The organism is Gabonia massiliensis, from assembly GCF_001403595.1.
GTDB lineage: Bacteria > Bacteroidota > Bacteroidia > Bacteroidales > Coprobacteraceae > Coprobacter > Coprobacter secundus.
The window spans coordinates 152,033-165,885 of the sequence record NZ_LN877939.1; the positions used below are offsets into that span (position 1 = coordinate 152,033).

At 37.1% G+C, this 13,853-nt stretch carries 8 protein-coding genes; all 8 read right to left on the minus strand.

Translation table 11 applies throughout. The features are described 5' to 3' along the window. Positions 1 to 14: 14 nt before the first annotated feature. The 8 genes from BN2628_RS05555 to BN2628_RS05590 all read right to left on the minus strand — a co-directional run bounded on the left by BN2628_RS05555 (position 15) and on the right by BN2628_RS05590 (position 13,851). The gene (locus BN2628_RS05555; protein WP_055096437.1) at positions 15 to 1,256 is read right to left on the minus strand and encodes a glycoside hydrolase family 5 protein; all 1,242 of its coding nucleotides are present in this window, start codon (positions 1,254 to 1,256) and stop codon (positions 15 to 17) included. Positions 1,257 to 1,285: 29 nt separating this feature from the next. Beyond that, the gene (locus BN2628_RS05560; RefSeq protein WP_055096439.1) at positions 1,286 to 4,111 is read right to left on the minus strand and encodes a glycosyl hydrolase 115 family protein; all 2,826 of its coding nucleotides are present in this window, start codon (positions 4,109 to 4,111) and stop codon (positions 1,286 to 1,288) included. Positions 4,112 to 4,114: 3 nt separating this feature from the next. Next, positions 4,115 to 6,004 (minus strand): heparinase II/III domain-containing protein, encoded by a 1,890-nt coding sequence (locus BN2628_RS05565; RefSeq protein ID WP_055096441.1) that lies wholly within the window; start codon positions 6,002 to 6,004, stop codon positions 4,115 to 4,117. Between the two features lie 32 nt (positions 6,005 to 6,036). After that, entirely contained in the window at positions 6,037 to 7,839 is a 1,803-nt protein-coding gene (locus BN2628_RS05570; RefSeq protein WP_055096442.1) for a glycoside hydrolase family 2 protein, read from the minus strand. Between the two features lie 3 nt (positions 7,840 to 7,842). After that, positions 7,843 to 9,138, minus strand: coding sequence for an acetylxylan esterase (locus BN2628_RS05575; RefSeq protein ID WP_055096444.1), 1,296 nt, complete (start codon positions 9,136 to 9,138; stop codon positions 7,843 to 7,845). Positions 9,139 to 9,157: 19 nt separating this feature from the next. After that, complete coding sequence (locus BN2628_RS05580) at positions 9,158 to 10,231, minus strand: glycoside hydrolase family 88/105 protein (RefSeq protein ID WP_257606405.1); 1,074 nt, start codon at positions 10,229 to 10,231, stop codon at positions 9,158 to 9,160. 79 nt (positions 10,232 to 10,310) lie between these two features. Beyond that, entirely contained in the window at positions 10,311 to 11,642 is a 1,332-nt protein-coding gene (locus tag BN2628_RS05585) for a trehalase family glycosidase (RefSeq protein WP_055096448.1), read from the minus strand. Between the two features lie 10 nt (positions 11,643 to 11,652). Continuing rightward, positions 11,653 to 13,851: a beta-glucosidase gene (locus tag BN2628_RS05590; RefSeq protein ID WP_044230112.1), complete on the minus strand. Its 2,199-nt coding sequence runs from the start codon at positions 13,849 to 13,851 to the stop codon at positions 11,653 to 11,655. Between the last annotated feature and the right edge of the window lie 2 nt (positions 13,852 to 13,853).

The following is a 13,853-nucleotide window of genomic DNA, read 5'->3' on the forward strand; positions in this document are numbered from 1 at the left end:
TACTATTATACTTTTTATTTCGTCAACGCATCAATAATACGCTGATCTTTTACTGTTCCATTCTCATTAAATATCCCAAAATTCGATTTATATCCCCATACAGAGAAAGCAATATTATACTTCTTAAATATCGTAACCATATCATTAAACCAAGCTACTTGTATATCTTTTTCTGTCCCATCAATACAACCAAACTCACCACAATGTAATTTCAACCCAGTTTCACGAGATTTTTGTAAAGCAACAGACAGCCCTTCCTCTAAAACTTCTTGATTATAAACTTTAAAAGTTGTATATTGACCGTTGATATCTTTATCCATACCATAATAACGCAATACATTATACAGTTCTTTATTATCAACATATTTATCCAAAGCAGATTGTTCTATGAGCTGTCCCGGATAATTTACATCCACTTCAATATCTTTGAGTTTAAGCCAACTCGCTTTATAATGTGTCAGTAGATACGGAGTATAAGAATGGAATGTAAGCATCAAATTTTTATCATTGGCTGGAACCTCCAAACTTGTAAGACCCTTTATTGATGCATGATCACCCGAGTCTATTATAATCAAACGATTTGGTTGACTCTTACGTAACTCGGTAAGTACCCTCATATATAATTTATTCCAATTGTCAGGATTATCCCCAGAAACAGGTTCATTCAACAGCTCAAAAGCCAATAGCCCTACAGGGTATTGTCCATATTCTCCTACTATCTTTCTCCACATAGCTACAAACTTATCCTGCTCCTTCACATCCTTCCACAATGTCATATTCTCGGTATCATTAAAATAATGTGATCGCAAAATATGGAAATCAAGAATTACTCTTAAATTACATTCGCTACACCATGCAATAGCATCATGTATATATTGACGTACCTCTTTGTTCCACGATCCATCTTCACTGAAAAGCTCAGATTCATCTACCGGTAAACGAATATGATCAAACCCCATATCGGCTAATTTGCGTACATCCTTTCTCAGAAAATAAGCGGCTTGCTTTTTCTCTATTGTCGGACGATCTTTTCCCAAAACATTTGTCTGTGAAATCCAACAACTGATATTCACACCAGAAGAAATTTCAAAAGGGACATTTTCCCAGTCAATTTGAGGTATCCCTTCAATGGGATTATCTTCTTTATTTTCAGAACATGCCGGAGCAAACAATAATAAACATAAGATTGCAACACAACAAAGACGTTTAAAAAAGAATTTTACATTTAAGCAAAATTTTTTGTTTTTTGTTTTCATGATAATTTTATTTATTCTTAATTTTATAATTATTTCTTAGAAACAGGTATCTGATAAAAATGCCTTTTTGGGTTAAAATCAAGCATCAACTGGTCAAAAATCATATTTTCATCTAAAGCTTTTATAATAATGCTATGTCTACCCGGTGTATTTATATTATGTACTGACTGACATAAAGCTTGATTTCTTAAAACATTATTTTTCCACTCTTCACTTCTTATAACCACCTTGGATGATACAACAACAGGAGATGCTCCATCAACCGATATTTCATATCTCTTATCGCCACCACCAACTGCATGATTAGGAACTAATCCTACACGAATAAGTACATCTCCCGATGAAACAGTATTTACTTCATACTTTAACTCTTTTCCTTTAGGTAAAGCCACTGCTTTAGTGCTGTGCCCCAACCCTTCTATAACCCAACTTGCCGGCACTATATCCCCATCAATAGCATTCCAAGCAATCATACCAGCAACTTCACTTTTCACTCCATTATCAGCCATATACAAATCATCTTTGGCTGAGACACTCAATATATATTTTTCATTATCTACACACAAGGTTATTTTTGCTTTATCACTACCTTGTATAAAATTCCAATTAATATCAAATACAATTCGCCTCTCTTTTAATACTCCAATATCTTTTTCATGTACATTCAACCAATTCGGAGCACCAGTTACAGTCCACTTAATCTCCCTGTTTTCTTCTCCATATAAGGATATAAAACAAGCATTGCCGACAGAACGTAACATATCGGGAAATACATAATTTGTCCCCGGAGATATTCCATGAGAACAACCTTCAGGCCACACCTGAGAGGTCGGGACACCAGCCCCCCTTCCTACTTTATTCGGCAGTACAGGAGGGTCAAATACCGGCAAACGACGAGGCATCATATCCATTATGCCATCCCATTTTCCATCTCCTACTATTTTATTGTAATACATCGTCAAAGCTGCAATCTCATTATAGGCATCCCGGCTTTTTGAAGCATATTCGTCAGCAACAGACATACCTCGAGTTGCGAAAAAACGAGCCTTCTGTGCATACAACATTTTACGATTCATTGCTGCAGCTGCACATACAGGATATTGAATCATCTCAAAATAAGCATCTTTACGCCCGACAACAATTCTACTTGCATACTCCATCACTTTATCTGCAATAGCCGTATAGTCATCTATACGCTGCTGTATCTCATCTCCAAAAACAAAAGGATTAAAATCTGTATTTTCTACAGGTGTAATACCTCCCCTACGTTTCGATAAAGCATATTCTTCTACTCGGTTCCATCCCATAAACTCCGGACGACGAATTGAAGCTAAACGAAAATACTCTTCCATCACAGGAAGTAATGCAGAGGAAGCATCTTTTCCAAATTCCCGCCTTAACCACCGAGCCAAATGCCCCGATACTCCTTCTGCAGTTATCACGTCTATATTCCATGCTAAATCAAGAAAAAACTCTATTCCATATTCTCCCGGCTTTATATCACCCACATTCAACATCCACAATTTCCGAGCTCCATATTCCCACGCACGTTTCATCTCTGTATAAATCAAAGCAGGAGGTGTCGTATATAACCATAAATAATCATGAGGACGACCAAAATAAGATATATGATAATACACACCTGCACCCCCTATTCTTTTCTGCTCTTTTATATTACTTAAACGAGGAATATAGCCATAATTATCGTCACACCATACAAGAGTAACATCATCTGGAATTTTCAAACCATTATCATAAATATCTAAAACTTCTTTATAGGGCATAATTACTTGCGGTATTTGCTCTACGTCCTTATCTATATATTTTTGCAATAAACTCCGTTGATTTGCAATCACACACGACAACAATTCAGTTTGTTCATCCAACGATTCTACTCCATTCATTTTTCCATCATGTACCCCTCGCATCCCCAAAGTATATATATTCTCATATCCGCACACCTCTTCTAATCGCTTACTCCAATACTGATTTACCAATTCTTTATTCGTCACGTAATTATATTCTTCATCTTCTGACCTATTCCATTCTCCAACATTGTTTCGCATCAATGGCTCACAATGTGATGTCCCTATAACAATTCCATATTGTGCAGCCAATTCTTTTGCTCCTTTCAGCCAGTAAAAAGGTGTCGAACATTTATGCATAGCCGGCCATAGAGTATTTGCACGTAGTCGCAACAACAATTCAAAAATGCGGGTATACGTTTTAGTACCTATTTCATTTTTTACAGAAGACTGTTCAAAATTACGAGCACTCCAAGGAGACAATCCCCAATCCTCATCATTCAAAAATATACCCCGATACTTAACTGAAGGCTGTTGCTTATTTTTATAGTTTACGGGTAAATCAAGTCTCTCTCTCTTCTCCGGGGTCACATCGGCCCACCAACACCATGGAGATATCCCCATAAGTCTCGACAATTCAAGCAATCCATAAGCTGTTCCCCGAGGATCACTTCCCAAAATGATTAAGTGATATTTTCCTTCAACTTTGACAGTCTGTAAAGAAAATGCTTCCCAATGGTCCCGCAACTCAGACATATTTATTCCAAGCTCTTGTAACCATTTATCTAATTCTTTATCACAACCGACTGTTCCAATGACTACTTTCCCTGACAATATATCCTCGCATACTGACGGGACTATATCAAAAACATTTTTCATATCCTCTGAAAAAAGGGAAACAGCCATCTTTACTACCGAATTTTCTTTCTCCGAGACAAATACAGAAGTAGACTCACCTTTTGTAAACAAAGTAAATGTCTGAGAACATATCGAATTTGCCCAAGTAAGTATCGATAGACCTACAATCAATATATATCTTATACTAACCATTTATTACTGCACTCTAAAAGAAATATCTACACTACCCTTTTTCATTGGTTCATCTATCCGTATAGCCAGCCGTGTATACGGTTCACCCCCTTCACATATACGTTCGTCGTACAAAGAAAATTTACCGGATGAAACATTTATCTCTACTATAATTTTCTCTTTATTGCGTTCCAGTATTATTCGATTATCTCCATCTCTCTTCCAATCTGCGCGAGTTATTAATGCGGTCTCAAATAAATGAGGTAAAGAAAATTCAAAACAGTCTTTCACCTCAAACCTCATCGCGTCACGGTAAAATGTAAATTTTCGTAATAGACTTTTCAAAACTGACAAACCATAAGCTGAAGTAATATCCATCATCACTTGATCACAACTATCACTCTCCAGTACATGTAAAATACGGGCTTTTGCCATTTTTCCGACACGTTGTCCCCCCTCTGCAACAAACGGCACCGGATGTCCGTAAGAAGCTAATGATTTAAACGCTGTATATCGCTCAGCACTAAAAGTTTTTTTCGTATAAGGAATCAACCCCGGATCCTCTACCATCATTTCCTTGCCTATAACTAATGTATAACTCCCTACATCATTATGATTATGATGTTCTCCATTATTTCCTCCTTTAATAGCTACCCCCATTGGAACTATCGTATTTGGCAACGTACGAAATATAAAAACTCCTGCATCCGGGAAAGAAGACCTCAACAGAGATGATGAATACGGAACATTATTTACGGGACAACAATCTGTTGAATTAGGAAAATGTACCAACACATGTTCGCTCAAATCATCAGTTACACCCAACAATCGATCCTCATCAGCAGGTAATTGTAACCCATACAATTTACTTAAATAATGTAACACAAAACGAGAAGGCTTCATTCCCATTTCACAATCAGCAATAGCCGGATATACATTATTGATAATCTCCATTCTCGGTAAAAAGGTTGCCACATTGAGCATATTAGGATTGCTTCTAAATATATCTATTTTTCCTCCCGTATCCTGCCATATTTTTTCTCGTAGCACAATATAATGGCTCATCCCAAAATTGTAGTAATTTATGCCTTCCGAACAATATCCGTCCGGTAAAAATCCTTTAGCATAATTTTGTACATACAACTCTGAAATAGCTATAAACAGAGCTCTTTCCTTTTTATCCGGAATCATAGACAAAGCTGCACAAGTGATTCCCTCTAAACAAACCGGATTCCAATTGCCCGTTGAAAACAACCAATCATGGTCCATATTTTCACCTCTTATTGTTCTTAACAAAGGATTAAAAGCCCTTATATATAATTCATTCCGGACATCAGCTCTCACTTTTAATGGCAATTTATCATCTAATAAATACACAGCTTGCGCCATACTCCGTGCATTCAAAGCTGTAGCCAGTTCTACTAATCCCCCGTAGTTCTTTCGATTATAATTACGTGGATTAACCCATGTTTTTTGTTCTATTATATCGTAAAGAAAATCTATAATCGAAGAAGTAAATCGGTTTCTATTTTCCAAACATTCGGCCCATACCAATTCAGACAGAGCTTTCAAACGCCTATTAATCATATCTTTTCCTGATTGAGTATCGTCTTCCGTAAATACACGATTATATAACGACTCATCCCACACAGGAAATCCCTTGTTCAACATATCTTCAGCATTCTTAATCGTGGTTTTATAAGCTCCACTTTCATATAAAACATCCCATACATTTCTGTCTTTATAGGTATTGCCCAACCCCTTTAATGTATCAGGTAATATGCAGGCAATCTCTTCTACTCGAGATTCCTTTATCGGGATAAGTTCATATTTATCTGCTGAAAACAAATCTATAGCCGGAATAAATACATAAAAAATAAGACTATATATCAATTTACTAAATCGTCGTTTCATGGTCTCTACATAATTTATATATCTCTTTATATTTAATACAATCCAGCTTTATTTTTGTAATACCTTTGCATCACAAAATATGCTTTCTTTTTTATGCCCCAACTGGATATCAATCCTTTACGGTTAAAAAAATCTTGTATTCCCGGAAGCTGACGACGTGGAGAACGAAAATCGACCAATATCCAAGGCGAAAGTCCCGACAAGCCCTCTATACGATCCAGCATTCTCAAATTCTGTATATACAATTCTTCTTGGTAATCTTCCGTCCAACGCTCTGTCTTATCTCCATACTTTCCTTGTAATGCACCACCGCCAAATTCGCTCACTATTACAGGTTTTTCAAAAGGAATCTTCCACTTCATATCGCGACACGACTCATTTGTACCCCGATACCAGCCTATATATTGATTAAAGCTAAGAATATCTACATATTGGTGCATGTTATCTTTCAATTCATTCACATTATCGACAGCCTTAGTTACTTCCATAGCCATACTGATAAGACGTGAATTATCTAACTCTCTTGCATACTTCGATAAATTACTCAAAAAATAATCTCTATCTTTACCATGAGGGGTTTCATTAGCAATAGACCAGATTATAACACAACAGCGATTTTTATCCCTATATATCATATCATGCAACTGTCGCTTTGCGTTCTCATACGTGTGCTTATTTCCCCACTGAATAGTCCAGTAAACAGGTATCTCCGACCATACCATCAAGCCCATCTTTTCCGCAACGCGTATCATATGTTCATTATGCGGATAATGTGCCAAACGTACATAATTACAACCCATTTCTTTGGCCCAAGACAAAAGAGTCACAGCATCTTCTCTTGACCATGCACGTCCTTGCCTAAAGGGGGCTTCTTCATGGATACTAACCCCTCTTAAAAAGATCGGATTACCATTCAAGTAGATTTTTCTTCCTTTAGTAGTTATCGTACGGAAACCTATTTCATCTTTCAAAACCTCTTTATTATAACGTATTACTATGTCATATAATTTGGGTTTCTCCGGTGTCCATAATTCAGGTTGAGCCCCTAAAAGAAATGTCGCTTTCCCAGAACTATCGGTACGTAAAAATTCTTTCAGCCGAAGTTCCGGAATCTCAAATTCTATATTCTGTAATGAAAGAGTAGTATCCAATTTCACCCAACCAGAGATATATCCTGACATATCTTTGGCCAAGTGTATCTGATAATCTTCAATATATATTTCCGGAACTTCCGCCAATAGCACATCTCGGGTGATACCTCCATAGTTCCACCAATCCATATTTACCGTAGGTACCCCTTCTGGATGACGCTTGTTATCAACTTTCACCACTACAAAGTTATGACCATCAATCAAATACTTTGTCACATCAAAATTAAAAGGAGTGTATCCCCCCTCATGCTCACCGACTTTCCTACCATTTACATACACTTTAGCATCATAATTTACAGCTCCAAAATATAATACATACTTCATACCTGCTTTTTTACGGGTATCAAAGTCTCGTTTGAACCATACTGTACCTTCATAAAAAAACAAACTTTCATCTTTCGAATTCCAGTCAGAAGGAATATCCATTGATTGCGCTGTATCAAAATTATATTCTATTAGATTTGATGAAGAAGTCTTAACTTTTTCATTCAAGAAAAAACCATTTTTCTTAGGAGTAAGACGATATCCATAATAACCATTTTCCAAAGGGTCTACAATATAATTCCATTTTCCGTTCAAACTTATATATGAACGGCCATAGATATTCGAAAGTAAAGGTATCTCCTTGGCCTCACATAATGAAAATAAAAATGCTCCCAATAATAATATACAAACTCTCTTCATTTTTTACCTTTTTATTTGTTTAAATAACCATCTCCATGCATTCTGCCACTGTTCCGGATAAGCAAAATGCCCATTTTCCTCAACAATCATCACCTCTTTAGGTGCTTCAATTTCATAAATTGCAGCGCACACGGATGTAGGAGGACAGGTCATATCATTATAACCAAAAGAATAAAATCCCGGCACCTTAATCATCCTTGCAAAATTGACAACGTCAAAGTATGCCAAATTTTTGATTTTCCGAGAGGTAATATCAATGCCAGATTTAGATATATGTGGCCATCCACCTCCTTCAACATTGCTGTTTCTCGTCATTTCACAAAGCCCCGGAAAAAAAGTAACTATGGCTGATACTTTCCGGTTTAAAGCTGCTGTTACTATAGATAAAGCTCCCCCTTGACTTCCTCCTATAACAAACATATTTTGTCCATCATACTGAGATAAGGAACATAAAAAATCAACAGCTCTTACACACCCCAGATACACTCGTTTATAATAATATAAATCCCTGTCATCGGAATTAAATACCATATATTCCCTCAAGGGACCACTATATAAACTTTTATAAACTTCATCCGGCAAATTGACAGGAATGCCATGTATCCCTATCTCAAAAGTAATCATACCACGAGCAGCATTGTCTACATCACCTTTATATGAACGAACTCCTGCTCCGGGAACCCGTAAAACCGCCGGATATTTTCCTTTTGCCACCGGTACACATAATATGCCGTATAAACGGGCTTTTTCAGGATAGTTCTGTATATTAACTCGATAAACATTAACTTTATCTGTACATCTCTCGGGCCAAAGCTCCATTTTTGTATCCATTGGCAATTTTGAAGCTTCGCCAACTATATCATTCCAATATACTTGAAAATCATCGGGGAATTTCGTCTCAGGTACGATATTCTCTTTATCAAAAGCTGCTGTCACCATACCTGTATATATTCGTCCATCATATTTGACTTTCACAATACAACGTAAGAAACCCGGTTTCCATAACGTTCCCATCTCAATCATTTTTCCATCTTTTGCACTTCTGCCTAATCCCTTCTCCCGAACAGGCATCATATCTTCCGATATTTCATATTCAAATGCCAAGTCTTCCAATGGAACATCATTACGAAGTATCCAAACATTTACTTTTACCGACTCTCCTACTTTATAGTTCCAATCAGCATGATTGGGAACAACTTTTACTTCTATCAATCTACGGGCAAGATGTGATGATTGTGCTTTTGTCTCAACCATACACATCAAGCATATCAGGGATAACACAAAACTCTGAATTTTCATTATATCATCTTTTAATTTGCTATTTTTCGATCAAAGCTGCTGCACACCAAAGCATGGGCCCTTGTCCATGAAAATCTCCGGCTTTCCTGGGCCGCTCATAATAATAAGATTCACTATTTTTCTTTCCCGTTCCCACACATATTTCGGTTAAATCACCTTTATCATTGATATAAGAGACTAATGATTTCCAACCTTTCACCGCTACATCCATATATACTTCACCATCCAACCAACCCTGTTTTATTCCTGTAATGATTGCATATACAAACATAGCAGAGCCCGATGTTTCAGGCCATATATTTTCACGGTCTACCAACTGTCCCCACATCCCGTCTTCATGCTGATATAACTTTAATGTCTCCATCATCTTCCGATATGCCTCCATAATATAAGCACGACACTCATGATTATCGGGCAAATAACAAAGAAGCTCTGCCATTCCTGCAGCCATCCAACCATTACCTCTGGCCCAATAAAAAGGGACATCCGGAGCATGATAAAACAGACCATTAGGTCGCTGCAACTTTTCCAAATAATACACCATTTCCTTTGCAGCTCTATCGATATATTTCACATCTCCAGTCACTTGATAAGCTTTTGCTTGTACAACCGTTATCATATACATATCATCAATCCAAAGACGAGTCTGCCACGTAAAACCATTACGAAAATATTCCTGATGCTTTTCCGTAGCAAAATCCGGCAAGGACCATTGTGAATCAGCATACGGTATACCTATATCAAAAAATACTTTCCGACCTGTTATCCGGTACAACTCCAGAGGTAAACAGCCAAACATATTGAAATCAACATAATTATTAAAGTTCTCTTTATATCCTATTAGAGGCAACAAATCTCTACGATTATCCAATAACGGTTCAAAACGAGCTATCAACTTCTGCAACAACTCTTCTTTGCCAGAAGCTTCTGCAAATCTTACAGCTCCATACCACGTGCAAACCTCGGCATAATGAATTGTTTTCGCATACAACATATGCTCCGATGCCAAATAACGTTCGCTTAATTTAGTTCCGACTCTCTCTGGAGCAAATTTCCCTTTCAAATGAGGAAAATCAATCGGTTGACTACCCATAAGAGAAAATAATATTCCCCAAAAAATAATAACCGATAGAGATACTCTTAAAATATTGTATTTAAAAAATAACATAGTACTATTCTATAATTCTATTTATAAAATCAACTGCCCATGAAAAAACTCCAGCTGTCCAACCTACCATAGAAGGCATTTTATATTCATTAGTTACATTTACATTTCCTTCTACTACATTATATTTCTCCCATAAATTATGAGTCGCTTTATAGGTAGACACAACCATAGATACATATCCCAAAGCAATACGCAAAGCGTCATCACAAAAATCATAACGCTCCAAACCCTTCATCGCAATAAACTGAAAAGGAGCCCAGCCATTCGGATAAGACCACTGATAATTAAAACCATAATCTCTTTTTTCACAAGCAACAATACCATACGGATACTCTAATGATTTTAAAGCAAGCTCTTTCAGCCTTCGAGCCTCTCGTTTCGAAACAACTCCGGCATACAACAAATGGAAAACTGCAGCAGAAATAATATCCGAACGCTTATCATTAATAAAATCATAATCATAATACATTCCGGTATCTTTATCTCTCATATAATTATACATCAACCATCGACGTCTTTCGGCTCTCTTTGCCCATATTTTAGCCTCAGATATATTTCCAAGCTCATAAGCAAAATATTCAAAATTCTTTTCATAATAATATAGATTCGAATTCAAATCAACAGGACAAAAATCTTCACAACGCATATCAAAACGAGGTGTAAAATCCCATCCTGATTCGGCCTCTGCAATATAATGAGAAGCTATTTCCAGTTGTTTTCCCTCCGATAAATATTCTACTTTCTTTCTAAAATTAGGACCTAATCTTTTCTTCAATACATCTACAATTCGTCTTTTTTGAGCCAAAGTAGCTTCATTCGAATATCGATTCAGTCCCACCGGTGTCATTCGGTGAGTCATCCAGAACAAATATTCTTTTTCCAAATTCGGCAACACTCGAGCAAGCCATTCTTTATCAAAAGTCTTACGATAAATACTCTCTATCATCATGCTCAAAAATGGAGGCTGTGAGCGATTTTCAAAAAAAGTTCTATTCCCATTCAACATCTTTCCATACCGCTCGACCAAATAAAGCATATTTTCTACATTGGAAATAGCCAAATCAATGTGCCCATCTAAAATCAAACCCTCTCCTGTAAAATAGGTATCCCAATAGTACAATGCTTGAAAAGAATCACTTATACTCGGAACAGTATACCTATAAGGCAATCCAATATGCTGCCCCGAATCTTCTGGAGAAAATCGTACTGTCTTTTCCCAAGACTTCTTTATAAAATCACGTACTTCAGCAATATCACCGACATCAATCACTGGTGATTTTGCAAGAGACAACGATATATTTATCACTGCCATATACAGAACATACCGGTATTTCATATTATAATATTTATCGAATATTTACTGAAACAGTATCATGAATATCAGTCGAAGACGCACCACAGAAAAATGTAAAACAATCAGATTCCACTATCCACATTTTCGATATTTCATCATAAAAAGCCAACTCTTTCGCAGGAATAGAAAATGTTACATTTTTTGACTCTCCCGGTAATAAAAATACTTTCTTAAACGCTTTTAACTCCTTTATCGGCCTTAATACAGACGGGTGAGACTGGCCTGCATAAATTTGGACTGATTCTGCTCCGCCACATTTACCTCTGTTTGTCAGCTTAAGAGATAATACAATATTTTCATCTTTATCATATATCTTCTTATCGGTCTTAAGTTCACCATACGCAAATTCTGTATATGACAATCCATGACCAAAGGGAAAAAGGGCCGGAATCTTCTGTGTATCATGCCAACGATACCCAACCAAAATATCCTCTTTATAATATACATTCGTTCCATCACCAGGATATGAACTGGCTCCGAACGAGCAAGCTCCATTATCTTCCAACCTCACCGGTATACTGAAAGGAAGTTTCCCTGAAGGATTTACATCTCCTGCAATTACTCTCCCCATTGCATTCCCTGATTCAGAACCAAGATACCATGATTGTACGACTGCCGGTATATCATCTATCCAAGGCATCGACACAGCATTACCACTTATAAGTACAACAGCGACATTCTTATTTACTTTCAATATCTCCCGAATAAGCTGGTCTTGCCCGTAAGGTAATCCATAAGATGTACGGTCTACGCCTTCACAATCTTGCTTATAATTTTTATTCAGCCCTCCAAAAAACAAAACGATATCAGCATCTTTTGCTAATGCAATTGCAGCATAACGTAAAGAATCAGCTTTATCAACCGCGGGCAATTGTGGATGAAACTTACTCGGACCAGATGTATACCCCATTGAAAAATAAATATTTTTCTTTCCATATATGGACATCAAACCTTCTAATGGAGAAATCTCCTTTTTTGCTTTCAATTCTGAAGAACCGCCCCCTACTGTCAAAGAACGGACAGCATTCTGGCCAATAACTGCAATTTTTTTATATTTGCCTCGTTTTATCGGGAAAAAGTGATTATCATTTTTCAATAGGACAATCCCCTCCTCTGCAATCTGACGAGCAATATCTGCATGCTCTTGAGTAGCTAATGAACCATAAGGACGTCTACGATCCATATTCGTCCTTAAACATAATCGTAATACCCGCTTCACTTTATCATCTAAAGAACTTAAAGGTAGCTCTCCACTACGAAGCATTTTAAGATAAGGTTTTGCAAGATAATAATCCTGATACGCCAAAGGAGTATTTTTAGTCAGTCCATCCGTACCAGTCCCCATCTCCATATCTAAACCATACAAGGCTGCCTCCCGCGTATCATGAGCACTCCCCCAATCAGTTACCACAACCCCATCAAATTGCCATTCTCCTTTCAGTATTTTCTGCAACAAAAACTCATGATGACTACAAAATTTGCCTCTAAACTTATTATATGCACCCATCACCATCCAGACTTTTCCTTCTTCCACACCGGCTTTAAATGCCGGCAAATATATCTCCCGCAAAGCCCGATCGCTCACCTCTACATTAACCTGTTTACGATTTGACTCTTGATTATTCAAAGCAAAATGCTTTAAACATGCTGCCACACCATTAGATTGTACCCCCTGAATATAAGGAACAACCATACGAGATGCGAGATAAGGATCTTCTCCCATATATTCAAAATTACGCCCATTTAAAGGCACTCGGTAAATATTCACACCTGGCCCCAAAAGCACATCTTTTTTCCGAAAACGGGCCTCTTCTCCTACCGCTTTTCCATATTTCCAAGCAAGTTCCGGGTTAAATGTCGCAGCAAGGCAAGTCAGAGCAGGGAAAGCGGTACACGAGTCATTTGTCCATCCTGCATGTTTCCAGCTATCCCAAGCAATTTCCATTCTAACACCATGAGGACCATCACTCATCCACAACTCAGGAATGCCCAAACGGGGACATCCTTTTGTACTGAATTTCGATTGAGCATGTATCATATCGACTTTTTCTTCTAAAGTCATTCTCGAAAGGATATCTCCAATTCTCTCTTCTATACTTTCAGTTTCATCAAGATAAACAGGTAAACTTGTCTGAGCGACCATTATACAAGCACAACAGTGCATCATTAATAAAAAAAAGAATTTATTCATAA